The 24,498-nt window shown below is 44.4% G+C and carries 21 protein-coding genes; 16 read left to right on the top strand and 5 right to left on the bottom strand.

Annotation, left to right across the window (positions count from 1 at the left end):
• Positions 1-4: 4 nt before the first annotated feature.
• Both gndA and msrB read left to right on the top strand, forming a co-directional pair.
• Positions 5-1,531 (top strand): NADP-dependent phosphogluconate dehydrogenase, encoded by a 1,527-nt coding sequence (gene gndA, locus ACXAD8_RS06930; RefSeq protein WP_475226542.1) that lies wholly within the window; start codon positions 5-7, stop codon positions 1,529-1,531.
• A gap of 11 nt (positions 1,532-1,542) precedes the next feature.
• Positions 1,543-1,929, top strand: coding sequence for a peptide-methionine (R)-S-oxide reductase MsrB (gene msrB, locus ACXAD8_RS06925; protein WP_475226540.1), 387 nt, complete (start codon positions 1,543-1,545; stop codon positions 1,927-1,929).
• A gap of 120 nt (positions 1,930-2,049) precedes the next feature.
• Here the strand turns inward: msrB and ACXAD8_RS06920 are convergent, their stop codons facing one another.
• Entirely contained in the window at positions 2,050-2,868 is an 819-nt protein-coding gene (locus ACXAD8_RS06920) for a DUF2989 domain-containing protein (protein WP_475226538.1), read from the bottom strand.
• A 200-nt stretch (positions 2,869-3,068) separates the two neighbouring features.
• Between ACXAD8_RS06920 and ACXAD8_RS06915 the strand changes: the two genes are divergently transcribed.
• From ACXAD8_RS06915 to ACXAD8_RS06865, 11 genes are all read left to right on the top strand, one after another.
• Positions 3,069-4,517, top strand: coding sequence for a glyceraldehyde-3-phosphate dehydrogenase (locus ACXAD8_RS06915; RefSeq protein WP_475226535.1), 1,449 nt, complete (start codon positions 3,069-3,071; stop codon positions 4,515-4,517).
• A gap of 90 nt (positions 4,518-4,607) precedes the next feature.
• Positions 4,608-5,138: a TlpA family protein disulfide reductase gene (locus ACXAD8_RS06910; RefSeq protein ID WP_475226534.1), complete on the top strand. Its 531-nt coding sequence runs from the start codon at positions 4,608-4,610 to the stop codon at positions 5,136-5,138.
• A 75-nt stretch (positions 5,139-5,213) separates the two neighbouring features.
• Positions 5,214-6,341, top strand: coding sequence for a M14 family metallopeptidase (locus ACXAD8_RS06905; protein WP_475226532.1), 1,128 nt, complete (start codon positions 5,214-5,216; stop codon positions 6,339-6,341).
• Between the two features lie 30 nt (positions 6,342-6,371).
• Positions 6,372-8,048, top strand: a complete 1,677-nt coding sequence (locus ACXAD8_RS06900) for an alanine/glycine:cation symporter family protein (RefSeq protein WP_475226530.1) — start codon at positions 6,372-6,374, stop codon at positions 8,046-8,048.
• Between the two features lie 86 nt (positions 8,049-8,134).
• On the top strand, positions 8,135-8,464 hold the full coding sequence (locus ACXAD8_RS06895; protein WP_475226528.1) for a zinc ribbon domain-containing protein: 330 nt from the start codon (positions 8,135-8,137) through the stop codon (positions 8,462-8,464).
• Between the two features lie 11 nt (positions 8,465-8,475).
• Entirely contained in the window at positions 8,476-8,757 is a 282-nt protein-coding gene (locus ACXAD8_RS06890) for a YeaC family protein (RefSeq protein WP_475226525.1), read from the top strand.
• A complete protein-coding gene (locus tag ACXAD8_RS06885; RefSeq protein WP_475226523.1) occupies positions 8,747-11,554 on the top strand; it encodes a DUF349 domain-containing protein in 2,808 nt (935 codons plus the stop codon). Before ACXAD8_RS06890 ends, ACXAD8_RS06885 begins: the two co-directional genes overlap by 11 nt.
• A gap of 487 nt (positions 11,555-12,041) precedes the next feature.
• On the top strand, positions 12,042-12,350 hold the full coding sequence (locus ACXAD8_RS06880) for a hypothetical protein (protein WP_475226521.1): 309 nt from the start codon (positions 12,042-12,044) through the stop codon (positions 12,348-12,350).
• Positions 12,351-12,599: 249 nt separating this feature from the next.
• Positions 12,600-12,752 (top strand): hypothetical protein, encoded by a 153-nt coding sequence (locus tag ACXAD8_RS06875; protein WP_475226519.1) that lies wholly within the window; start codon positions 12,600-12,602, stop codon positions 12,750-12,752.
• 872 nt (positions 12,753-13,624) lie between these two features.
• Positions 13,625-14,050: a hypothetical protein gene (locus tag ACXAD8_RS06870; protein ID WP_475226518.1), complete on the top strand. Its 426-nt coding sequence runs from the start codon at positions 13,625-13,627 to the stop codon at positions 14,048-14,050.
• A gap of 115 nt (positions 14,051-14,165) precedes the next feature.
• A complete protein-coding gene (locus tag ACXAD8_RS06865; RefSeq protein ID WP_475226516.1) occupies positions 14,166-14,855 on the top strand; it encodes a hypothetical protein in 690 nt (229 codons plus the stop codon).
• A 326-nt stretch (positions 14,856-15,181) separates the two neighbouring features.
• On the opposite strand, the gene ACXAD8_RS06860 is transcribed toward ACXAD8_RS06865, so the two are convergent.
• Positions 15,182-16,165: a transposase gene (locus tag ACXAD8_RS06860; protein ID WP_475226515.1), complete on the bottom strand. Its 984-nt coding sequence runs from the start codon at positions 16,163-16,165 to the stop codon at positions 15,182-15,184.
• A gap of 20 nt (positions 16,166-16,185) precedes the next feature.
• Between ACXAD8_RS06860 and ACXAD8_RS06855 the strand changes: the two genes are divergently transcribed.
• Positions 16,186-16,725: a GNAT family N-acetyltransferase gene (locus ACXAD8_RS06855; RefSeq protein WP_475226512.1), complete on the top strand. Its 540-nt coding sequence runs from the start codon at positions 16,186-16,188 to the stop codon at positions 16,723-16,725.
• A 112-nt stretch (positions 16,726-16,837) separates the two neighbouring features.
• On the opposite strand, the gene ansA is transcribed toward ACXAD8_RS06855, so the two are convergent.
• A complete protein-coding gene (gene ansA, locus ACXAD8_RS06850) occupies positions 16,838-17,848 on the bottom strand; it encodes an asparaginase (RefSeq protein ID WP_475226510.1) in 1,011 nt (336 codons plus the stop codon).
• Positions 17,849-18,103: 255 nt separating this feature from the next.
• Complete coding sequence (sppA, locus tag ACXAD8_RS06845; protein ID WP_475226508.1) at positions 18,104-19,963, bottom strand: signal peptide peptidase SppA; 1,860 nt, start codon at positions 19,961-19,963, stop codon at positions 18,104-18,106.
• A gap of 139 nt (positions 19,964-20,102) precedes the next feature.
• Here sppA and ACXAD8_RS06840 point away from each other — a divergent pair, with 139 nt between their 5' ends.
• On the top strand, positions 20,103-22,133 hold the full coding sequence (locus tag ACXAD8_RS06840; RefSeq protein ID WP_475226505.1) for an oxidoreductase: 2,031 nt from the start codon (positions 20,103-20,105) through the stop codon (positions 22,131-22,133).
• Between the two features lie 161 nt (positions 22,134-22,294).
• On the top strand, positions 22,295-23,857 hold the full coding sequence (locus tag ACXAD8_RS06835) for an FG-GAP-like repeat-containing protein (protein ID WP_475226503.1): 1,563 nt from the start codon (positions 22,295-22,297) through the stop codon (positions 23,855-23,857).
• 63 nt (positions 23,858-23,920) lie between these two features.
• On the opposite strand, the gene ACXAD8_RS06830 is transcribed toward ACXAD8_RS06835, so the two are convergent.
• Positions 23,921-24,472: an NAD(P)H nitroreductase gene (locus ACXAD8_RS06830; protein WP_475226501.1), complete on the bottom strand. Its 552-nt coding sequence runs from the start codon at positions 24,470-24,472 to the stop codon at positions 23,921-23,923.
• Positions 24,473-24,498 lie beyond the last annotated feature (26 nt).

The raw sequence follows: 24,498 nt of genomic DNA, 5'->3' as shown, positions 1-24,498 counted from the left end.
GAATATGTCTGATTCACTTTGCAATATCGGTTTTATTGGTTTGGGTGTCATGGGAAAAAATCTCACACTAAATCTTGCCGACCATGGTTTTAAGATCGCCTGTTTTGATCTTGATAGTAGTAAGATTGATGATTTAATCGTCACCGACAAACAGGAAAATCCCCAGGGTGAATCGCGCATTGTAGGCTGCTATTCCTACACCGAATTGTTACAAAAGCTCACCGCACCTCATTTAATTATTCTTTCAGTACCAGCTGGAGAGCCTGTTGATCACGTATGTCATCATTTGATTGATGCTGGTATCGAAGCGGATGATATCGTTATTGATACGGGCAATAGTCTATGGACCGACTCGGTGGCCCGAGAGAAGAAATATAAAGGTAAGTTTATCTTTTTCTCTACTGCCGTTTCCGGTGGTGAAGTAGGGGCCAGATTCGGGCCTTCATTAATGCCTTCCGGCGATCCCTATGCCTGGACTCGCATTGAACCGGTATTTACCGCGATTGCCGCAAAAGTGGACCCTGAAACCGGAAAGCCCATTGAATCCAACGTTCCGGGTAAACCTGTAAAAGGCGGGGAGCCCTGTGCCACTTATATTGGACCAATTGGCGCAGGCCACTACGTAAAAATGGTGCATAACGGCATTGAATATGCGGATATGCAATTGATCTGCGAAGCCTATGACCTGATGAAAACAGGACTGGGCATGAGCAGTCAGGAAATCGCAGAGATTTTCACTGAATGGAATCAGGGCATTCTCAACAGTTACCTGATGGAAATCAGTGCAGAAGTGTTATCCAAAATTGACGATGAAACCGGGCAACCTCTGGTCGAATTGATTATGGATAAAGCCGGACAAAAAGGCACCGGACTGTGGACAGCTGTTAGTGCCTTGCAGGTGGGAGCACCCACTCAAACTATTGCTCAAGCGGTATTCGCCAGAAGTTTGTCCAGCCTCAAAGCAGAAAGAGTTGCTGCCTCAAAAGTATTGTCTGGTCCACAACAGTCGCAGCTGTCTGCTGAAGACAAACAGGCCGCCATTACTGCGCTGAGAGATGCTTTATATTGCTCAAAAATATGTTCCTATGCGCAGGGCTTCCAGTTAATGGCGATGGCAGCAAAAGAGCACGGTTGGAAACTGGAGTTTGCTGAAATAGCCAAAATCTGGCGGGCAGGTTGTATTATTCGCGCCGTGTTTTTACAGTCCATTACCAATGCTTATGAGCGGGATGAAGAACTAGCCAATTTACTTTTAGATCCTTTTTTCGCTGAGCAGCTTATAAACTTACAGCAAAACTGGCGTAAGACCATTGCCGATGCCACACTGATGGGCATACCTTGTGCGGCAATGTCGTCGGCACTAAATTATTTTGATTCTTATCGCCGGGAAACTTTACCTGCTAACTTATTGCAGGGGCAAAGGGATTATTTTGGCGCTCATACTTATGAGCGTGTTGACAGTACGCCGGGCAAAAAGTATCACACAGAGTGGAATATGCCGGGGCAACCGCAAGTTAAAATAAAACGTTAAACTGAGGTGTTATGAAACTAACTGAGCAACAATGGCGAGACAAACTCACAGCTGAAGAATATCGCGTGTGCCGTGAAAAAGGCACTGAAAGGCCTTTTACTGGTGATCTGTTAAATGTGACAGAGCAGGGCGATTATTGCTGTAAATGTTGTGGCGCTGTGTTGTTCCGTTCAGAACACAAGTTTGATGCCGGCTGTGGCTGGCCATCCTTTTTTGAAGAAGCAGAACAAGGTAATGTTGGCTATCACGAAGATCACAGCCATGGTATGCACCGTGTAGAGATCGTGTGTAAAAACTGTGATGCGCATCTGGGGCATGTCTTTCCTGATGGTCCTGAGCCCACCGGCAAGCGTTATTGCGTGAATTCAGTTTCTATGGCATTCACTGCAAAAGACTAAGTCCTCAGATTGTACAGATATTTATACAATACGGTTATAAATTAGAAGAAAATTAATTTTTGTAATTCTCTTTCAAAATAACTGGCGTATCTGCCACAAAACTTCCTGTTCCAACCCTGTTTAATAGACAAAAGGTTTGTGTTCAGGTGCAACAAATTTCCCAGAACGAATGTCACTGATATAATCGTCGGCAATATCTTCCAGGCGATTAGGGCGTTTGCCAACCTGTCTTACCAGCGCTTCAATCTGGGCCAAATCCAGGTCTCTTACTCCGTATTCCTTTGCGATATATGCCCACACGTAGGCTCTGGGGAATCGCTCTTGCTTCAGAAATATGGTGGACAAACTGTAAAAAATTTCGGGATCTACGGTATCGCCTGATTCGTATAGCTCCAGGGCGTGATAAAGGATGTTTACGGTTTTATCCAAATCTTTTTTGACGTAATACTCAGCAAGCTTCACTTGTAAATCAGGCTTTTCCAGTTCTCCGGTTGTTTCAAGCGCAAGGAAATTATTCATCGATTCTTCTTTGCCAAACCGCGACCAGTGGTAGTGCAACAGGTAAGGATCCTTTGAATCTTTGGTGTCTCTGGCCAACTGTGCCAGTTGACGTCTTGCCGTAATGACACCTTTCACCCGGTCGGTTTTCTTTTCTTTGCGCTTTATGTGTTCAATTTGCGCGGCCTTTCCAATACACACTTTGTAGTCTTCAAACTGCAGCAGTAATTGGTATTTCAGTTGATCTGAGGGGGCCTGAAGATTTGCGTATCTGGAACGAATGATTTCAGCTTTTTCTTTTCGGCAATGGGCATCGGAATTCAGGTCCTGACACATTTGTGGATAGTCGCGACAGATTTGAGAAATGGTTTTTTCGCCAAAGAATGCGTTTTCACAACCGAACAGAAACAAAGAAATAAGCAGAAGACACAGTAAACGCATGTGAGGCGGTACCCTTTGGTGGAAACTTACAAACATAATGCTGGTTAAACTACATTTATAGCCTAAACATGAAAATTTAACACAATTTTGTGCAATGCATAGCTTCCCATAAAATAGCCGCCCTTCAATTGATTAGCAATGTTAAACCGGAAGAAATCAACATTTGTGATTCTTTCATGACCATGAGGTAAACAACAAACATGAATCAGCAGTTAGAACAGGCGTTATTAAATAGTTGGCAGGAACGTCAGGAATATGCGGAGCAAATGCTTCCCTTACTGGGCAAGCTGTACCGTAATTTCGCTGTTGAAGTGACGGTTTTTGGAAAGCCGCTAATGGGGGCCAGTGTCATTGACATTATTAAGGCACACCGTAGCGTCAGACTACACAAAGAAGAAAAGCTGAAGGTCAGATACAGCTTTGCTGTGTTAGAAGCGCTTTCAAAAATGACCTTGTCTCCGGCAAAAGTGGATATTGGTAAGTTGGCCTATGGTTTTTATCACGAAGATCGCGCCGAAGGCCTGGATATGGAAGCCTACCTTGAGCGCGAATTGGAAGGTGTCGCCGGTTGTGTTGATAATCATGCGCCGCAAGATGTTGTGTTATACGGTTTTGGTCGTATCGGTCGTATCATGGCGCGCTTGCTGATTGAAAGACAGGGCGAAAATAACAAATTAAGATTACGCGCTATCGTTGTCAGAGGCGGCAAAGATGGTGACCTGGAAAAGCGTGCCAGTTTGTTACGCCGGGATTCTGTACACGGTCCATTCAATGGCAGCATTACCGTTGATCACGAAAGAAATGCACTGAAAGCCAATGGCTCTTATATCCAGGTGATTTATGCCAACAGCCCGGAAGAAGTGGATTACGAACAATACGGTATCAAGAATGCGTTGGTTGTTGATAATACCGGTGTCTGGCGAGATCGCGATGGCTTGTCCAAGCATTTAGCCTCTAAAGGCGTTGCTAAAGTATTACTGACTGCACCGGGTAAAGGTGACATTAAGAATATCGTTTATGGTGTAAACCAGGATGATATCGAAGCAACTGATCAAATCATGTCTGCAGCGTCCTGTACAACCAATGCTATCACTCCGGTGTTAAAAGCGTTGGATGAAAAGTACGGTATCCGCAACGGTCATGTTGAAACCGTGCACTCTTACACTAACGATCAGAACCTGATTGATAACTTCCACAAAGCAGAACGTCGTGGTCGCAGTGCTTCGTTAAACATGGTTATTACTGAAACAGGCGCAGCGAAAGCGGTTGCCAAAGCCTATCCAAAGCTTGCCGGGAAACTGACCGGTAATGCCATTCGGGTTCCTACACCAAATGTTTCTCTGGCCATCCTTAACCTGAATCTGGACAAGTCCACTTCCAGAGAAGAGATCAATGAGTACCTGAAAGAAGTTTCTCTGAATTCAGAATTACAGGACCAGATCGATTACACTGCGTCTACTGAAATCGTTTCTACTGACCTGGTTGGCTCTCGCGCTGCTTCAGTAGTGGATTCTCAGGCCACAATCACTTCTGATGACCGCGTTACCCTGTACGTGTGGTATGACAATGAGTTTGGTTATACTTGCCAGGTAGTCAGAGTTGCTCAGAAAATGGCGGGTCTGGCATTTCAGCATGTGCCAAAATGGTAAAACTGTTTTAAAAAGTTTTTGAAATAAAAACCCGGCTCGCCGGGTTTTTTGTTATTCGGATACTGCGTTATACCATTGAGGAGTGATAGTTTGCCGGCAATAAGAAATAAGTGGCTTCGTTGGACAGTAGAGCTTTTGCTATTGATGGCCGTTGTGTGGGCTATTAGTGCCTGGCAAAGTCGCAATATGTTAACCAGCAACGGCAATTTAAAGGTTCCGGAAATCAACCTGGTCAGCCTAGAAGGAGGTGTGACTCCGATAACCGAAAAAGGCAAGCGAACCTTGTTGTATTTTTGGGCACCCTGGTGCCGGGTATGTGCAATCAGTATCGGCAGTTTGCAAAATATCGATGCCGATACCCTGAATGTGGTGACCGTAGCGATGGATTACGAATCTGTGGAGGCGGTGGAGAATTTTGTCACAAATCACGAAATGCAAAGTCCGGTCTTGTTAGGCACCCAATCGCTGAAAAGTAGCTTGCAAATTCCAGGTTATCCCAGCTATTACCTGATAGACGAAGAGCAAAATATCGTTGCTAAAAGCTTTGGACTGAATACTTCCGTGGGCATAAAAGTGAACAACTGGCTTGCACAACTTAAGGAAACCACAGAAAAACCCTGATAAGCCCTGTTTTGTTTGGGCTTGGTGGGGTTTTGTGCTAGATTATTCCGCGTTTAAATTCCGGGAATAATAATAATGAGAATAAGCGCCAACTTTGATAGTGGCAACATTAAAGTGCTGAAACAGCAGGCCGCCGATGATATCGAGCTGCAAATCAACAAAGATAATAATTCCGACTTTTTTCAGTGGTTCCATTTTTGCCTGGAATCCACCGCGATGCAGTCCCATGTTATTCGCATAACTAATCTTAAAAATTCCGCTTATCCCGATGCCTGGGATGGTTATCAGGCAGTCGCTTCTTACGACAGGGAAACCTGGTTTCGGGTAGACAGCAGTTTCTCCGAAGGCACGCTGACCATAGAGTTTACCCCAGAAAACCAATGTACCTGGTTCGCTTACTTCGCACCCTACAGTTACGATCGTCATCTGGATTTAATTGCCTGGTCTCAGGCGCAAAATAACTGTAGTGCAGAGTTCCTTGGTCATACCCTGGACGGCAGAGACATGACTTTGTTGACCGTGGGTAGTGAAGGTGAAGGCAAAAAGCGCATCTGGCTGACAGCCAGACAGCATCCAGGTGAAACCATGGCGGAATGGTTTATGGAAGGGTTATTGGAGCGCTTGCTAAATGAAGACGATGCTATGTGTCAGGCGCTTTTGGCGGATTGCGTGTTCTATATCGTTCCCAATATGAATCCTGATGGCTCAGTTCGTGGTCACTTGCGCACCAATGCCAATGGCGTCAATTTAAACCGGGTTTGGCACGATCCCAAAGAAGCCAGTGAACCAGAAGTCTTTCACGTTTTAAATAAGATGCATCAAACAGGTATTGATCTGTATCTGGATATTCACGGCGATGAGGCCATTCCCTACAATTTTGTAGCAGGCTGTGAGGGCAATCCTGATTACACTGAGCGGTTGGCAAAGCTGGAGGCAAGCTTTAGCGAAATTTTGCTGACTGTTACGCCAGAATTTCAGACCACCCATGGTTATGACAAAGACGCGCCAGGTGAAGCCAATATGACTGTTGCCTCAAATGCTGTGTGCAACTACTTTGACTGTTTGGCGCTCACGGTAGAAATGCCATTTAAAGATAACGATAAGCTGCCTGATCCCGCTTATGGCTGGAACCCTGATCGCAGTAAACGCTTTGGTGAAGATATGCTCACCGCCATATTCAATATTAAAGAACAATTAAAATAATAACGGAATAACAAGTAAGAGGGTAAAGCTTTGGAAGCATTAGGAAATTTTTTATTACTGTTAGATAGCTATCTCGGGAGTTCATGGTGGTTCCCGTATGTCTTATTGGGAACAGGTTTGTTTTTTACGCTGTATCTGAAGTTTCCCCAGATACGTTATTTCAGACATGCGCTGCGCATAGTGTCCGGTAAATACGACAAAAAAACTGATGAAGGTGATACATCTCACTTTCAGGCGCTGGCTACAGCGTTATCAGGTACAGTGGGCACAGGTAATATCAGTGGTGTGGCTTTAGCCATATTCTTAGGTGGACCTGCAGCACTGTTGTGGATGTGGGTTACCGCGTTTTTGGGTATGACCACCAAGTTTGTGGAAGTAACACTGTCGCACAAGTATCGCGAAAAGACCGAAGACGGCACCATGGCGGGTGGTCCTATGTACTTTATGGACAAACGCCTGAATATGAAGTGGTTGGCAGTTGGTTTTGCTATCGCCACTGTAATTAGTTCGTTTGGTACCGGATCACTACCTCAAATCAATGGTATTTCTACCAGTATGGAAGCCACGTTTGGTATTGAGCCAATCTTAACCGGTGGTGTACTGTCTATCTTGTTAGCCCTGGTTATCCTGGGCGGTATTACTCGTATTGCGGCGGTTACCTCCAAAATTGTGCCCTTCATGGCCGCTCTTTATATTGTCGGTGCTCTGGCGGTTATCTTCTATAACATCGAAAACATTGGTCCATCCTTTGTTTCTATTTTTGAGTATGCTTTCACTGGCTCAGCTGCTGTTGGCGGTTTCTTAGGTGCCAGCTTTGCTTACGCCTTTAACCGTGGTGTAAACCGTGGATTATTCTCAAATGAGGCTGGACAGGGTTCTGCTCCTATCGCTCACGCGTCAGCCAAAGCCCATGAACCCGTATCAGAGGGTATGGTTTCCATTCTGGAACCTTTCATCGATACCATTCTTATCTGTACTTTAACCGGTCTGGTTATCCTGTCTTCTGGTGTCTGGAACGAGAAATTCGAAAACCAGTTTGATCGCACAGATATGCTGATTATTGCTGGTCAGTATCAACAAGATAATGATGCGAATAAGCTGGAACTCTACAAGTATTTGAATGACGATGGCGAACACACAGTGGAACCCTTCAACGGTAAAATTGAAGTGGTAGCAGGTAAGGCACTGGGCAATGATTTTACTATTATTAATGCCCGTTCAATTGCTGAAAACGTCAACTTTAGCCTGAGCAGTAATGAAGATCCTTTCACCGGTACATTGAATGTTGTCGATGGTAAACTGGTAAAAGAAAATATTGTTGTTACGGGTAAATCTCTGATCCACTCGGCTACCCTTACTACCAAGGCCTTTACTCGAGGATTCTTTGGTGAATCTGGACAATACATAGTGTCAATTGGCTTGTTATTGTTTGCCTTTTCTACGGCTATCTCATGGTCATATTATGGCGACCGGGCAATGACCTATTTGATTGGGCCAAGAGCAATCATGCCTTATCGGATATTCTATATTGCTGGTTTCTTCTGGGCTTCGTTCTCAGATACCACCTTGATATGGTATCTGTCATATGTGGCAATTGTAGTGATGACCTTGCCAAACCTGTTCGGCATCCTTATGTTACGAAAAGAGATGCGTGAAACAGTGGACCAGTATTGGCAAGATTTTGAGAAAGAACAAAACTCAAAATAACTGATAGCGCGGCCTGAGCCGCGCTTTTTTACTTTTCCCTGAACTAAACTTTTATTTCTGAACCAAATTCGGAGTGTTATTTATTAATGTCGATCGTTAATTGCATGTCCTGCAACAAAAAGATTTCCAGTCGCGCTGAAACCTGCCCACATTGCGGGTTTTCAAAAAGTGGTATGACTCAGGATGATGAAGAGCGCAAAAAAAGACACAAGCATTTTCTTAAAGTTCAATCCATAAATAACCAGGCTGCTCTGGCCGTATTAATGTTTGTTGCCGGCTTCGCGTACATGTATTGGGGCGGCGTTAGCCCTACTGAAACAGAATGGTATATTGCCATGAGTATTTCGGGCATTGGCTTTTTTTGGTATATCATCAATCGCGTGCGAATGGTGATTTTAAAGCGATCTAAGCGATAGAAATTACGGTTATGACACCAGAATCACTTCTCAGAGCAATGACACCGGAGATATACGAGCGGCTGCGCCAGTCGGTTGAAACCGGTAAATGGTTAGATGGCAAGCCCTTGTCAGAAGAGCAAAAAAATACCTGCATGCAAGCCATAATGATTTATCAATCAAAGGTGCTTGCCAGTAAAGAGCACATGACGGTAAACGAAGCTGGTGAAATCGTGCACCTGTCAAAGCAAGAATTTAAACAACAATTTAACTCACAAAACGATATTGCGCGGTTTAAGCAAAATGATTTTTAGCAAACTTTTTCAACCTAAATACAAGCACAAGGATCCATTGGTACGCATTCAGGCCATTGGTGCACTCTCCGCAGAAGAATCGCAGCACAAATCGGTTTTACATGAGCTGGCGTTTAATGACAGCGACAATCGCGTCAGTGTAGCGGCCTTAAACAAGCTCAATAATTTTGATCTTTGGTGGAAGATGATGGAAATCGCCAAAGATGAACGCCTGGGTAAACATGCCAGAAGCAAGGTAGAAGACGCTTTGCTGGGCAACAATGACATCGTTATTAGTGAGCAGGCACGCACTGCATTTATCAAAGAATGCAAAAACAATTCACTGTTAGAAACGCTGTTGCAAAAGCAGGCGATAAAAGACAGCGATACGGAGATGTATCTGAGTGTGCTGAACAGGTTAAATAAACCTCAGTTAACACTTCGCACCTTGCTAACCACAAACAACAAGGATTTACAGGAAGCCTTGTTTTCTAATGTGCAAGACGAATCTGAGTTAGCCAAGATTGCGAAAAAAGCAAAGGATCCGCAACTGGCTGAAAACGCCCGATTGCGATTGGAAAAGATTCAGGCTGAAAAACAACGCCCAATCCAGTTAGAAAAAGAGGTTAAGTTAACGCTGTCTAAACTGCTCGCATTAGCTGAAGAATCTGATTTCCAAAAATTTCAGCGGACATGGCAGGAATTGCAACAGGAGTTTCAGCAACAAAAGTCGCAATTTAGTGTTTTTACCACTGAACTTGAGCAATCTCTCAACGAGAAATTTCAGGAAATTGAGCAAAAGCTGAATGCTAAATCACAGCGCTTACAAGGCGATTGGGATGTTCAGCAGGAATTGGCCCGAACCAGTGCTGCTCTGAAATCTGCCTCAGAGCGCTGTGAAAATGTGCTTTCACAGGTGGAAAATGCCTTATTGACTCATGCCGCGGAGATTACCCTCGGCGAGCTTGAATCTTTCAACGAACAGATTAGTCAGGCTGAGCAGGACCTCAACGAAATGCTCTCGGCAAAGTTAACAGATGCCGAGCGCAGAGGCATTGAAGAGCTGGTCAATAAATTGATGACCAGCCGAACCAGCCTGGACTCGTTACCTGCTCTGCAACAGTCGCTTAAGCAAGCTGAAGAGCTGATACAGCAGTTTAATAATTTAACTCTGCCCGATGATGTCAGTCAGATTGACGCTGCTCAGATGTATCTCAATGAAACAGCAGAGCGTTGGAATGATATTACTTCCGGGTTCAGCTCCATTTGGCCGAAGACAATTAAACAGCAATGGTCGGAATGCCAGAAAGAGTGGAAAAAGGCGTTAAAACAATTGCGCAATGAACTTCAGGAGCGCACTTCCAGAGTACGGGGCAAACTCAATGGCATAGAGCGGGCCATTAGCCAGGGCAGATTTAAAAATGCGATGCGCAGCTACGAACAGGTTAAGCTGGATTTTGCCAACTTACCCGAAGCGCAACAAAGCAGATTAAACCGCCAGTTTGATAAAGTTAAACAGCAGATCGAAAACCTGCAAGATTGGCAGGCTTATATCGCGACACCGCGCAAACCCGAATTGCTGAAAGAAATAGAGCAACTCGTACTCAATCCGCTGGATCCGGAAACTCAGGCTGAACGAGTCAAGGATCTCAGAAAAGAATGGAACGCGCTTGGCGTTGTAGCTAATGAAACCGATGAAGTGCTAAACAATGCATTTAATCTGGCTTGTGAAGAAGCGTTTAAGCCTTGTCGGGAGTTTTACGCTGAGCAGGAAAAACAGCGCCTGGACAACCTGCAACAGAAACAAAAACTGCTGGATGAGCTGGAGCAAAGTCAATCTGCTGATAATGTGGTTGAGTTGAGCAAAGCCTTGCGCCAGATGCAAACTGCCTGGAAACAGGTTGGGGCGGTGGACTATAAAGACCTAGAATCACTTAATGCCCGCTATCAGCAAGTTGTAAATCCGATTAAAGAAAGAGTAAATCAGTTTTATCAGGACAACGCGCAATTAAAACAAAGCTTGTTGCAAAAAGCAGAGGCACTGTTAACCCTGGAAGACCTCAAAGAAGCCACAGAATCTGCTAAGAAAATACAACAAGAGTGGAAGCGAATTGAGTTTGCTGGACAACGCTTAGAGAATAAATTGTGGGCCGATTTCAGAGCCATTAATGACAAGATCTTTGCCAGACGAGATGACGCTATCAACGAACAGAATGACGCGGCCAAAACCCGCCTTTCTGAAATCGAAGCGCGTTTAACAGAAACACAGCAAGCTCTCGGGGCATCAGCCAGCAAACAAGAGGTTGAAGAGTTTCTCAACAAAGAACTACTGTCTCTTATTCAGGAAGTGCAGACGTTACCCCGAAAACTCAATAGTGATGTTTTTAAACTGGCCCAGAAAATCAAATCTGAGCTGGAAGAAAAGCTGCTTTATTTGGGCGATAGTCAGCGGATTGAGCAATACCGGGCGGTATTTTCGGCATTGGCAAATTGGCAGCAAACTGAAGTGCCAGCCAGTGCGTCTGAGCTTCCCAATTACTGGCGTCAGGCATTCCACACAGCCAGTCTGGTGGAACACGAACTCAGTGAGTTTAACCGTCACCAATTGCTGATCTTACTGGAATTGTTGCAGGATAAAGCATCACCCGAAGTAGACAGTGCTGAACGCAAGCAGTTGCAATTGCAATTGATGGCATTGAAACTTCAGGAGGGAATTAACCTGGATCATGATGAAATTTTAAGAACCTGGATCGCTCTGGGACCATTATCCGAATCTGATGTTAAATTACTGCCCCGACTAGAGGGTTTATTCGCGTAGATTCGATTTGAACTAAAGGGATGCAGTGAGTGCCGCATAATCGGCATTCACTGCGTCCATGTTCAACCAGCCCTACAAATTCATTCCTCTTGCCTATCGCCAGGTGTTACCTGTTCTTTTGGCTTATTTCGCGAAAGGGCCTTTTGTTCTGGTTTCTAACATCTTATTAAGGTTTTAAAATGGGGGGATGATTTAGATGGCTCTTTTGGCTTACTTTAAATTCACAAAAAATTCAAATAAACCAATAAAAAGTAGGGCTTTTAATAGAAAAAACTCAACATTCTATAGGCGCAAAATACATACAGCTTTTACCTTGTTTGTTAGACGACACAAGTTCGTATTTCGCTAGCAGTAGAAGAGTTGGTTCGGCGTACAACTGGCTTAGTAAAAGGCTTTCAGAGAAGCGCCGGAAATTGACATTGCAGGTTAGACGAATTAAGTTCGTGTTTTAACACGAACTTTGTTCGTCTAATAATAGTTAGTAGCCATGGAAGATATTGAGTTCATCAGTTTTGAAAGGCTTATTGAATTCGGACTGGATTCGGATTCAACACTCGAATTTAATGGGTATAGAACAGGTATTAGACCAAACCACTGGATTCGTAATAAACAATATACTGTTATTGGTCAAATTGACTTTCTCGACTGTGAATGGTTAAAACCGGGGGAATCGTGCCGAGCTATTTGCTCTTTCTACGCTCCTAAACAAGATGAGAGACTCTTTGTATCAGGTTTTAAGTGGGACATTGGGCAAGGGGCTATAATAGTTGGCTATGGCAAGGTCTTATCGGAGTAATGGCTACTAACAAACCACTAAAGGCTCTCGCTTCGCTCGCTGGGACAGTAACACGTAGGCTCTGTCGCTTCGCTTCTGATTTTAGCCTACGTATTACTGCCCCTTAGTGGGGCGTTAGCTACCATCAAGGATTTTGAGTGAACAGGATTTTTCAGTCGAGATTTATAAGCGGGTTTATTAGGTGCACTCTTTACTTTTCATTGATTCACTTCGGTCAATATGTATTTAGTATTCCCGATGTGGCAATGGATGGCTGCGGCAGAACTGGGTTTCCAAGAATATTTTTCGAATATTGCTATTGGAGTGGTGGTCACTTTCTCAGTGGCAGCTTTTTGTTCAATATTGTCTTCTGGCTATTATGTGCAGTTTGCACAGGGCTTTATTGGCGTTTCAAAAAAGTAGCTATCGCAAATAATGGTAGCTAACAAAAAATTTTAAAATTGGACGCTTACTTGCTGGCTTCCCCTCATTCTTCGGGTAGTATAGCCAGCAAGTAACCGCCCTTTAAATTAACCGTTAGCCCCCAGTCTTAAGAAAAAGTTTTTCGCTGGTACTGCGGCAACTGATGGTACCAGCATTCCATCGCCAGCAGCCAGTTGTTTCCAGGTTATTTCAGTGCAGCACCTGCCCATTTCATAAATACACACACTCTTCACTCATGCAGTGCAGTTCACAAAAACATGGCACTTTCTGGTTGCTGTTTTGGCAATGGTTGTTTTAAGGTAGGGGTAAATTTTAACAACAGCGCTTTATTCGGTGCGGGCGGCAAAGCCGCGTAAGTATCGTTAAAGGGCTAACAAACGGTGCAAATCGGACAAAATCTCGCTGGCTCCCCCTCATTCTTCGGGTAGTATAGCCAGCAATATTTTGCCGTTTAACCGAGGCCGTTAGCCCCGGTCTTAAGAAAAAGTTTTTGGCAGGTATCGCGGCAACTTATGGCAGCTGCATTCCATCGCCAGCAGCCAGTTGTTTCCAGGTTACATCCGCGCCACACCTACCCATTTCATAAATACACACACTCTTCACTCATGCAGTACAGTTCACACAAGCAGGCAAAATTCCGGTTGCTGTTTTGGCAATGGTTGTTTTAAGGTAGGGGTAAATTTTAACAACGGCGCTTTATTCGGTGCAGGCGGCAAAGCCGCGTAAGTATCGTTAAAGGGCTAACAAACGGTGCAATTCGGACAAAATCTCGCTGGCTCCCCCTCATTCTTCGGGTAGTATAGCCAGCTCCATTTTGCCGTTTAACCGAGCAGTTAGAGGGCCTTAAATTTATGCGTTTTGTGTTGCTTTCATTAGTCTTACCATTTTTGTTTGCTTGCTCCTCAACAATCCATAGCTATGGGGATAAAACTTCAAATTCTGCAGTTTTAAGAGGTCCATACCATGTCGATGTGACTGCTATTGATGAAAAGTTCCCCTCCAACAGACCTGATTGTACTGGTCCCGTATGTACAAAGGGCTTTGAAATACATCTTCAAAAAGGTGCTCATTCGATTGATGTTGCATTGGCAACAGGAAATGCCAGCTCAAATACGGTTCGTTTAGCTTTCTACGCAGAAGCAAATGGTGTGTACGAATTCAGGCACTCGGAAACCGCTGATGTTGTAATAAATGAAGACGGTACTTGGAAGCCTGTTATTATCGATACAAAAAATAATAGAGTGATTTCATACTATAAAGATGTGCTTGCCCTCTAACAAAAAATTTTAAACTTGGACGCTTACTCGCTGGCTTCCCCTCATTCTTCGGGTAGTATAGCCAGCAAGTAATCGCCTTTTAAATTAACCGTTATAAGCCTTTAGAGTATTGAGCATGGAAGAAAATAAATTTTTTAAATTAGTATGGCGTTTTAATGGCTTACTAATTTCAGTAGCGGGTATGCTAGCAATCGGTGTACTTTTGTTTGCTATGTACCAAATATTCAAAGATGTGACGAGAGAGCGAAACACTCAAAATATTGTTAATGTCGAAGAAACAGGAGAAGTAAAGGAAAGTTGGAGGCTTGGCCATGTAACGAATCTATCTAGCCATAAAACACTTATGATTCCATTAAACTCTGATCAAAGCTTCAACCGTGGTTATTTCAGTAAATCTTCTAATTCCACTCGAAACTACCTTTTCATAAATACTGAAACTAATTCAAATCAATGGTTATTTGATCACACAAATTATCTTATCGAGACTGCCAATCAGTTAAGAATTGGAGATTACAACTCCAAAGAGCCTGTCTTAGCTATTCTATATTCTTTAGTAAAATTAGACACAAATAGTGATAATCGTCTTACACCAAGTGACTTAACAACTATTGCTATTTCCAAACCTAATGGCTCAGGTTACAAAGAAATACTAAAAGATGTAGAACAATTAATTGGCAATACTCTGTTATCTGAAACCGAGTTATTTATGATCTATCAATTAAATGGTAAGTCACTTAGTTCTACGCTCAACTTAACTAATTTTGAGCTTAGTAACACAAAAGAACTGCCTAAAGTCGGCTTATAACAAACGCCTCAACAAAGGACGCAAAAAGCTTGGCTTGCGTCACTTCGTTCCTAATTTTAGCCAAGCCTTTTTCGCCTGTTAGGCGTAACTAAACAGGACAGCCACCTTAAGATTGCCACCTTAAGATTATTCAAGGCACTATTCTTGACGGGTTTTATATTTCCGTGTTTTAAAGGAAATTAGCGGTAAATTTTTAGGATAAGTCGTTGATTTTTATCGGTTGCTGGAATTGTTTGGGTTTTTAAACTCTGGGTCCGGTAGAAGAAACGGCATCGGGCCTTACCTTGCGATAATTCTGCTAAAAATTGGATTTACGGGACTTACTTTCAGCCAAATAATCGGATAGCTGTGTTTTTATCTCTGAGTCGTTTTAGTTTGTGTCGATGTCGATAGGCTTCAAGATAAGATTCACTGCCAGCAGCGTGATGAAAACAGACTTCAAATTGAGTAGTGAGTTCCTGCCATTGCTCGGGTTTGAGGTTGAGACGTTCCAATATTGCTGGTGTTGATTCTTCAATTGAGCCACGTTTGTTGGGTAAGATAGCTCTGCCCGTGATATCAACCAGCTCCAGATAGTCGGATAAATGGAATGGCAAACCATGTGACATATCCTCTTTGATATTGCCGACAAAAGGTGTCAGGTATTTGGGGGTTTTACCGGCTTTGGCTGCATTGATACGATACTGAATGCTGGTGTGGTCGGATCCTTCCGGTGTTTCAGCCATTCCGGCTCTGATGGGGTTTAAATCCACGTAGGCCATACAGGCTGCAAGCGCGGCTTCATCTAACAAAGCCTGCGATTTGAATCTGCCCTCCCAGAATCTGCCGGTACACTTGTCTTCCTTGTTAGCCTCTCTGGCTATGTATTCATTTAAATAGCGCATAAACCAGCTGATATCCGTCAGCCGTTGCCGCCATATGTCTGCGGTTTCCTCTACCGTGAACAACTGAGATTCGTGCATCTGCTTTCGTTGTTCCGGATTCAAATACTGATGACTCAGTAAGGTGCCATTACTGAGCCTGTGCCAGCGGCGGATCACTTCTTCGGTATCCCAACCGTCAGATAAATCTTTATGTATATGCAATACCAGATGAGTGTGATTGCTCATCACTGCATAGGCACAGACATCAATAGCAAAAATTTGAGATAAGAAGTGAATACGGTCTTCAACCCACTGACGACGGTGCTCGTAACTGGTTCCGGTTAACTTGTCTTCGCCACACAAGAAAGCTCGCCGCACACAACGGGAAACACAGTGGTAATAGGGTGTATCTTCAAGGCAGATTTGTGCCTTCCTGGCTTTTGGCATGTTAACTCTTCCTGAGTTTGATGAATGAAGCTTCTATTTTGCACAAATCATTGAGTTTGGAAACTGTACTGAAGTACAGTTATGATGGCTGTCCTGTTACGAGGAATAAGGAAATAACATTGATTGAGTTGAGAAAATCGTTAGAGGCAGAAATTCCCCGTTTCATAGAAATGGAACGCTCAGATGAAGCTTCAAAATTTATAATTCCGCACACCTTAGAAAAGCACTTGTCTGAAATAAACAAAGAAGATGTTCTTTACTTATCAATTTATAAAGACGATGTGCTTAAAGGATTTTTCATTCTTTCTTGTGGAACAAATCAAGATGTAGAGTTTCGCAGGGTTGTTGTTAGTTCAAAAGGCGGTGGAATAGGTCAAGAATCGATAAAGTTAATGGAAGAATACTGTAAAGACAACTTAGGTGCGAGGCGAATTTGGCTGGATGTTTTTGCTTTTAATGAAAGAGGCCAGCATATCTACAAAAAGCTTGGGTATCAGCAGTTCGGCACAAAAGTGCATGAAGGGAAACAGCTACTGCTATTTGAGAAACAGCTCTATTAAACCAATCAATTGGCCACCTGACCTGCCAATTACCAGTTTGGTTGGCAGATCAGATGCTCTATTGTTGTGCAAATACTGAAAGCGCAAATGCTTGCAGATTTTTCTACACCGCTCAGGCGGTTAGTTCCCCTTTGATATTACTGCTCATTTTTTCTCTGGAAAGATCAAAATCTAAACCAGTACTGAGCAGGTAATGTAATTTGGCTAGTGCTGCTTCTGGTGTCATGTCCATGCCTGATACGACACCGACTTGCTGCAATGCTTTGCCGGTAGCATAACCTTCCATGTTGACTTTACCGTGCATACATTGGGTGCAATTGACCACCATGATTTGCTTCTCATAGGCACTTTTAAGCTCTCGTAAAATGCCTTCGTTTTGCGGTGCGTTACCAACCCCATAACTCAACAATATCAAGGCTTTCACTGGCTGCATCAGGGTATTGTGTATGACCTTGTCACTGATACCGGGATACAAAGTGATAACGCCTACTGGTTGTGGCGATACTGGCTGGACGGTGAGCTGCTTACCTTCTGGAAGAGAGACTTTACCGGCTACAACCTCAATGTTGATACCTGCCTGCAGTAGCACCGGGAAGTTGGGGGAGGTAAAAGCGTCAAAGCCATCTGCATCCGTCTTTCGACTGCGGTTGCCTCGCAGTAATTTATTATTAAAAAACAAGGACACTTCAGGAATAGGGAAGTTGGCCGCAATATAGAGCGCGTTTAATAAATTGGTTTGACCGTCTGAGCGCAGCTCAGCCAGTGGAATTTGTGAACCTGTTACAATGATAGGCTTATCCAGATTGTCCAACATAAAGGATAGCGCAGACGCCGTATAGGCCATGGTGTCGGTACCATGCAAGATAATAAAGCCATCAAACTGCTGGTAATTTTGCTGAATATCCTGGGCAATTTGCATCCAGTGAGACGGATCCATGTCAGAAGAATCGATGAGCGAGTCATATTCATGGATGATGAATTCTGGCATTTCACTGCGGTAAAACTCTGGCATTTTGGCGACGGTATCTGCCAAAAAGCCTTTTACCGGCACGTAACCTTTACTGGATGGTTGCATACCAATGGTGCCACCTGTGTAGGCCACATATATTCTTTTCTTTTGCATGATGAGATCTTGATTAAGGATAAGAAGCTGCTGAATTATGCCATCGAAGATAAGTGGGGTTAAGGCTTTTAAACAAGAAAAGTCAGCAGATTGAAAGAAAAAACCGGGCTTCACTGCCCGGTAAAAGAGAATTGATAATACGTTAACCGTTGATGATAATATCACCAACTGTCATCAAATTTAAAGTACTTTTTTTGTACAATCTGTGCCCGTTACTAATCAAGGACAAATACCTTCCCTGGCTACTGTTAGTTGTTAGTAATCGCACATGATGCACAGAGCATACATGCCTTTGGGATCGTTCAGACGCCCAATTTTTTCATAATCACTTACAAGCTGTTGCATCATATTCATTAAACGATTGTCACTGTCTACCGTAATTGCTTTGGCAATCAATGATGAGCTACTGCCAAACAGTTCTTTCCAGAATAGCTCCGAAGCTGTAAGTGTGCGTTCAACATACTGGATATCATAGCGTTCCATATTGGCTAATTGGGCTGCAGATTGCACCGCATCGTGTAAATAACCAAGCTGATCCACCAGGCCCAGTGTTTTTGCTGTTTCACCAATCCAAACCCGTCCCTGAGCTATTTCATCAACGCGCTCAAGAGACAGGTTGCGGGAGTCAGAAACGAGTTCGATAAATTGCTCATACCCGTGCTCGATACTGCGTTGGAAGATATTGCCAATAGCAGGATTGAGAGTTCTGGCAGGAGAAAACGCTCCGGAAAACTCAGTTGTGCCTACGCCATCGGTATGAATGCCCAGCCATTCCAGGGTGTCTTCGTAGGTCAGGAACATACCAAATATGCCGATAGAGCCGGTAATCGTGGAGGGGGCGGCCCAGATTTCATCTGCGCTGGCAGATATCCAATAGCCTCCTGAAGCGGCCATGGAACTCATTGACGCTACCACAGGTTTGCCAGCTTGTTGCAATAATTTTACTTCCTGGCGAATAACTTCGGAAGCGAAGGCACTGCCGCCAGGAGAGTCAACTTGCAGCACTACTGCTTTGATAGAGTCATCGAGGCGCGCTTTTCTCAACAGGCGGGCTGTGCTGTCCCCGCCGATAGTACCAGCTTTTTGGTTACCATTTAAAATGGTGCCCTTGGCGACGACTATGCCAACCTTATCTGTACCGTTATTCATCAAGACGACAGGCTTCACCACTTGCAGATATTGCTCAAAGCCAATATTGGCATAACCTTTCTGAGAGCTATCTTTGCCAACTAATTCCACCAACTCCAGTCGCACTTCTTCTCGAGTCTTTAGCGCATCAACCCAATTATTTTGCAAAGCGTACTGCGCAAAATCACCACCGGCACTTTCAAACTTTTGCATAAAGTCGCTGATTTGTTCGTCAAAGTTTTCAACGCTGAAGCCTCGCGCAGAGGCGATGTCTTGCTTGTATTGAGTCCAGAGGCTATTCAGCCAGGCTTCGTTGGCTTGCTTTGCTTCTTCAGACATATCATCGCGCAATACCGGTTCAACTGCGGATTTAAAAGTACCCACCCGAAACACATGGGTTTTAGCTTTGAGTTTTTCTAAAGCGGATTTGAAATAGGTCTGATAGCGGCCAAAACCGTCCAGGAACATAAAGCCCATCGGGTTCAGATAGAGGTGGTCGGCATGACTCGCCAGGTAATATTGACCCTGGGTGTAAAAATCGCCAACGGCATATACCGGTTTATCTGCCTGTTTAAAGTCTTCTATGGCCATGGCGATTTGTTTTAGCTTATCCATGCCGGCATTACCCATACCGTGCAGGTCCAATACCATGGCTTTAATGCGATTATCCTGTCTGGCATTTTCGATAGTCAGCAGAATATCACGGAGTAAGACTTCGGGGTTTTCTTCGCGTTGATCAAACGCCTCTCGCATAAATTCGTCAAACGGCTCAACCGATTGTTTTTGGATAACCACATCACCGTATAGGTTAAGGACTAATGCGGAGTCTTTGGGGACGCTAATTTTCCCATCATCAGACATCAATGCGGCAACCACAAGCACCACCAGGCCAATAAAAACAATATTAAACACTAAGTTTCTGAGGAAATTTAATAGTGTCCATATGCCGGTAAAAAAGGATTGAGTCCAACTTCTGTCTCTAGACATAATTCTCTCTAAATTAAACAACTGTCTATAATCGTACCTAATGTCAAAACAATAACACAATGTGAAATGTAATTTTTTATGTTGTTAAGCTTGTCAGATTCGATACACTGTTTTGAAATACAGGTAAGACCAGTTAATTATGAATAAAAATCCTCACTACCCACACTTATTCGAACCCCTTGATTTGGGCTTTACAAAACTTAAAAATCGTACCCTGATGGGCTCGATGCACATCGGTCTTGAAGAAGAGAAGGGAGGGCATGAAAAAATGGCCGCCTTTTATGCTGAGCGGGCTGCCGGTGGCGCAGGATTGATCGTTACCGGTGGAATTGCGCCTAACTATCAAGGTTGGGTCATGCCTTTCGCGGCTCGCATGACGAAAAAAAGTCATGCCAAAAAACACAAGGTAATAACGCAAGCTGTACATGAACACGGCGGCAAGATTTGTATGCAGATCCTGCATACGGGTAGATACGCTTATCATCCGTTTGCAGTTGCCCCATCGGCATTAAAAGCTCCGATAAATCAATTCAAGCCAAAAGCATTGTCGGCGAGAGGTGTACGCCAAACGATTAAGGATTATGGTCAGAGTGCCTTAATGGCTAAAGAGGCGGGCTATGATGGCGTCGAAGTTATGGGCTCTGAGGGGTATTTGATAAATCAGTTTCTGTGCCCCAGAACTAATCATCGCGAGGATGAATGGGGTGGCAGTTTTGAAAATCGCGCGCGATTTGCCGTAGAAACAGTGAAGGCCGTCCGGGAAAGAGTGGGAACCGACTTTATTATCATTTTCCGCTTATCCATGTTGGATCTGGTGGAAGGTGGCAGCAATTGGCAGGAAGTCGTAGCGCTGGCTAAGATGATTGAAGCGGCAGGGGCTACTCTGATAAATACCGGGATTGGTTGGCATGAAGCTCGCGTACCCACCATTTCTACTTCCGTGCCAAGAGCGGCTTTCACCTGGGTTACAGAGCGACTCAAAGGTGAAGTGAATATTCCATTGATCACCACAAACCGCATCAATACGCCAGAAGTGGCGGAACAAATTTTGGCCAGTGGTCAGGCGGATATGGTGTCTATGGCCAGACCTTTTTTGTCGGACTCAGATTTTGTCAATAAAGCTGAGCAAGGTAGGGGCGATCGCATAAATACCTGTATTGCTTGTAATCAGGCTTGCCTGGATCACGTTTTCCAGCGTAAACGCGCCTCCTGTCTGGTGAATCCACGTGCGGGATATGAAACTGAATTAAACTTCCCACTGACCAATCACAAGAAAAAGATTGCGGTTGTGGGAGCAGGACCAGCCGGATTGGCGTTTTCTTGCTATGCCGCCGAGCGAGGCCATGAAGTCCACTTGTTTGATAAGGCCGAAGAAATTGGCGGTCAGTTTAACTATGCCAAGCGCATTCCTGGCAAAGAAGAATTTTATGAAACCCTGCGTTACTTTAAACATCGACTTGAGGATGCCGGCGTTAATGTTCATTTGGGAAGTTTGCAAACTGCGGAAAGTATCGCTCAGGGGGGCTTTAACGAGGTAGTTCTGGCTACGGGGATTAGGCCGAGACAGCTGGATATTCCCGGGATAGAGCACGAGAAAGTGATGACTTATCTTGATGTGTTGCGCGATAACAAACCGGTAGGTCGCAAAGTGGCCATAATTGGTGCCGGCGGGATAGGCTTTGATGTGGCAGAGTTTATCGCTGAGGAACACTCGTTAACGGTTGAGCCGGAGAAATGGCTTAAGAACTGGGGCATTGACAAGGATTACAAAGAGCGCGGAGCACTGACACAACCAGAGCATGAGCCCTGTGAAAGAGAGATTTATCTGCTGCAACGCAAAGCCAGTAAAGTGGGTAAAGGCTTAGGAAAAACCACTGGTTGGATCCACCGTGCCACTTTGCAGCAAAAAGGCGTGAAGATGATGCCTGGCGTAACCTATCAACGAATCGATGAACAAGGGTTGCATATTTTGGTCAATGAGCAACCTCAGGTTTTGGATGTCGACCATGTGGTTGTTTGTGCCGGACAAGAACCTTTTAAAGCGTTTCACAAGGAATTAGCTGAGCTTTCAGATGTCAAAGTACATATTATCGGTGGAGCCGATGTTGCCGCTGAGCTGGACGCTAAGCGGGCAATCCGACAAGGGGCAGAGTTGGCTGCAGTGATTTAATGCCAATGCAACTCTCATTTTTACAGATGTAGGTATTTGAGTTAGCTTGTGGAACCTGTTCACATTTTATTAAATACTTTTTGCTTATAGCGGCTACACTTGACACACTGATAAAAAATTTGTTTTTTGATAAATTCAGGTTTATTGAGTAGGTGGTGGTTATGAAAAGTGTTAAAAGTCCAAGCAGGCTGCTTGCTTTGCAAAAGGTGGCAGTATTGCCAGTTATCCTCTTGACTGGCTTTATTGCAACAGAGGCTCACGCTAACCGTTTTGGTTTGGGTGCTGGGGATAACGCCACAGGTAGGACAGGATTAACTTGTGCTCAGTCTGGGTGCCACACGTCGGGCCAAAATTATAACTCTTCGTTATCGTTTAGTGGAGAAACGACAGTTACACCTGGCAGTCTTAACGATGTCAGCTTAATTTTAAGCTTTCGTCCACCTTCCAATATATCTGCGCCGGTGGCTGGATTTCAGGCTGAATTGTCTGATTCAGATGCTTCATTAATACCGGGAGAGCAGCAGAAAAATGATGCTATCGGTAGGTTAACCCATACCAGTCCGCAATTTACCTCCAATAATACTGCTACCTTTACTTTTCAGTGGCAGGCACCTGAGGTAGAAGGGAGTGTTACTCTGTTCGCTTGTTCTCAACCAGCAAACAATGACTTTTTCCAGACCGGTGACGATGCGTCCCCAGCCTGTATCGAACAGGTCTTTACTGTCGCTGAAGAGGAACCGACAGAACCGCCTGTAGAGCCAACTAGCTTTGTTGCCTATGATTATGATGGCGACGGTTTAGCCGACGTTGGGGTGAGACGCCCTTCAACTCAGTTACAATATATTAGTAATTCCTCAGATGGTGAAATTCAGCGGCATCAATTCGGTAGAAATAGCGCAGATATTCCTGTGTCAGGAGACTTTGATGGTGACGGCATTGCGGATGTTGCGGTAAGAAGACCTTCTAATTACTTTTGGTACATTCAAAATAGTTCAGATGGTGAGTTGCAGCGTATCCAGTTTGGTAAGGATGAAAATGATATACCCGTACCGGCAGATTACGATGGTGATGGCATTACCGATGTAGCGGTACGCCGTGCCTCTAATCAGTTTTGGTACATTCTGAATTCCAGTGATGGTGAAATACAAAGATATAACTTTGGTAAACAAGAAGGCGATATTCCGGTTCCTGCAGATTATGATGGTGACGGTATTGCTGATGTAGCCGTCAGAAGACCGTCCAATTTCACCTGGTATATATTGCGCTCAAGTGATGGCGAGATTGACCGAATTGTGTTTGGCAGAGATCAGGACGATATTCCGGTTCCTGCGGATTATGATGGTGATGGTAAGGCCGATGTTGCGGTTCGTCGTGCGTCAAATCAGTTTTTCTATATCCTGAATAGTTCTGATGGTGAAATCCAGCGTATTAACTTTGGCAAGCAATCTCAGGATGTGCCGATTGTGGCCGATTACGATGGTGACGGAAAGGCCGATGTGGCAGTGCGCAGACCCTCAACACAGTTTCAATATATCTTGCGCAGTTCGGATGGGCTGATTGAACGGATTCAGTTTGGCCGACAGTCTACGGATGTTCCATTGGCTGGTCCAGTATTGCAGCGCATGCAAATGGTGACTGAGGCTAATATGGCTGAAAGACAAGTTGCTGAAGAAGCTGCAGAGTGGTGGGATATGGACTTTATTCAGGTAGAGCCTGAGCAATAGTGTTAAAAAGCGTCAGGCTGTGCAAGCACTGCCTGACGCAATAATCCTGAAGCTGGTATCAACCTATCGCCAGTGCTCAAAAAAGTCCTCACAGACGCTGTTGTCCTTTTCAGGACTCTCTACAGCAGGCGTCCCCAGGTAAAGAAACCCCACAATTTCATCTTGCTCTTCCAGAAACAGTGCGCTTTTAAGATTCTCGTCCTGAGCATAGGCGCCAGTTCGCCATATCCCCTGGAACCCTTGCGCTATGGCAGCCATTTGCATGGAGTTTATGGCACTAGCTGTAGCTGCTACCTGTTCCACCCATGGTACTTTGGGGTGCTCCTTGTATTGCATGATAGCTATGATGACCATAGGGGCTCTCAATGGCAATTCTGGTGCCCTTTCAATATCCCGCTCACTCATGTCACTGGCGATTGCTGCTTGTTCGAGAAGGTCGCCTAGTTTCTTTCTGCCATTGCCTTCACAAATAATGAATTTCCATGGTTTAAGTGAAGCGTGATCAGGGGCTCTGAGCGCGGCTTTTTTAATGTTCTCCAGCGCTTCACCGCAGGGAGCTGGTTCTTTCAGCCTGGGTTGTGATTGTCGAGTAGTAAGTAGTTCAATAGCATCCATTGTGAGGGATCCTCCCATTCTTTCGG

The sequence above is a fragment of the Planctobacterium sp. AWH2_060 genome, from assembly GCF_056158425.1.
Note: the sequence above shows the minus strand (reverse complement) of the source record. Positions and strands in the feature narration are given on the sequence as shown.

What these genes read in the sequence shown, in the direction of transcription:
- ACXAD8_RS06870 (WP_475226518.1), top strand. Translation starts at nt 13,625, where the DNA reads ATGCGTTTTGTGTTGCTTTCATTAGTCTTACCATTTTTGTTTGCTTGC.
- ACXAD8_RS06860 (WP_475226515.1), bottom strand. Translation starts at nt 16,165, where the DNA reads ATGCCAAAAGCCAGGAAGGCACAAATCTGCCTTGAAGATACACCCTAT.
- sppA (WP_475226508.1), bottom strand. Translation starts at nt 19,963, where the DNA reads ATGTCTAGAGACAGAAGTTGGACTCAATCCTTTTTTACCGGCATATGG.
- ACXAD8_RS06885 (WP_475226523.1), top strand. Translation starts at nt 8,747, where the DNA reads ATGATTTTTAGCAAACTTTTTCAACCTAAATACAAGCACAAGGATCCA.
- ACXAD8_RS06905 (WP_475226532.1), top strand. Translation starts at nt 5,214, where the DNA reads ATGAGAATAAGCGCCAACTTTGATAGTGGCAACATTAAAGTGCTGAAA.
- ansA (WP_475226510.1), bottom strand. Translation starts at nt 17,848, where the DNA reads ATGCAAAAGAAAAGAATATATGTGGCCTACACAGGTGGCACCATTGGT.
- ACXAD8_RS06895 (WP_475226528.1), top strand. Translation starts at nt 8,135, where the DNA reads ATGTCGATCGTTAATTGCATGTCCTGCAACAAAAAGATTTCCAGTCGC.
- ACXAD8_RS06865 (WP_475226516.1), top strand. Translation starts at nt 14,166, where the DNA reads ATGGAAGAAAATAAATTTTTTAAATTAGTATGGCGTTTTAATGGCTTA.
- ACXAD8_RS06835 (WP_475226503.1), top strand. Translation starts at nt 22,295, where the DNA reads ATGAAAAGTGTTAAAAGTCCAAGCAGGCTGCTTGCTTTGCAAAAGGTG.
- gndA (WP_475226542.1), top strand. Translation starts at nt 5, where the DNA reads ATGTCTGATTCACTTTGCAATATCGGTTTTATTGGTTTGGGTGTCATG.
- ACXAD8_RS06840 (WP_475226505.1), top strand. Translation starts at nt 20,103, where the DNA reads ATGAATAAAAATCCTCACTACCCACACTTATTCGAACCCCTTGATTTG.
- ACXAD8_RS06830 (WP_475226501.1), bottom strand. Translation starts at nt 24,472, where the DNA reads ATGGATGCTATTGAACTACTTACTACTCGACAATCACAACCCAGGCTG.
- ACXAD8_RS06880 (WP_475226521.1), top strand. Translation starts at nt 12,042, where the DNA reads ATGGAAGATATTGAGTTCATCAGTTTTGAAAGGCTTATTGAATTCGGA.
- ACXAD8_RS06890 (WP_475226525.1), top strand. Translation starts at nt 8,476, where the DNA reads ATGACACCAGAATCACTTCTCAGAGCAATGACACCGGAGATATACGAG.
- msrB (WP_475226540.1), top strand. Translation starts at nt 1,543, where the DNA reads ATGAAACTAACTGAGCAACAATGGCGAGACAAACTCACAGCTGAAGAA.
- ACXAD8_RS06920 (WP_475226538.1), bottom strand. Translation starts at nt 2,868, where the DNA reads ATGCGTTTACTGTGTCTTCTGCTTATTTCTTTGTTTCTGTTCGGTTGT.
- ACXAD8_RS06875 (WP_475226519.1), top strand. Translation starts at nt 12,600, where the DNA reads ATGGCTGCGGCAGAACTGGGTTTCCAAGAATATTTTTCGAATATTGCT.
- ACXAD8_RS06915 (WP_475226535.1), top strand. Translation starts at nt 3,069, where the DNA reads ATGAATCAGCAGTTAGAACAGGCGTTATTAAATAGTTGGCAGGAACGT.
- ACXAD8_RS06855 (WP_475226512.1), top strand. Translation starts at nt 16,186, where the DNA reads ATGAATGAAGCTTCTATTTTGCACAAATCATTGAGTTTGGAAACTGTA.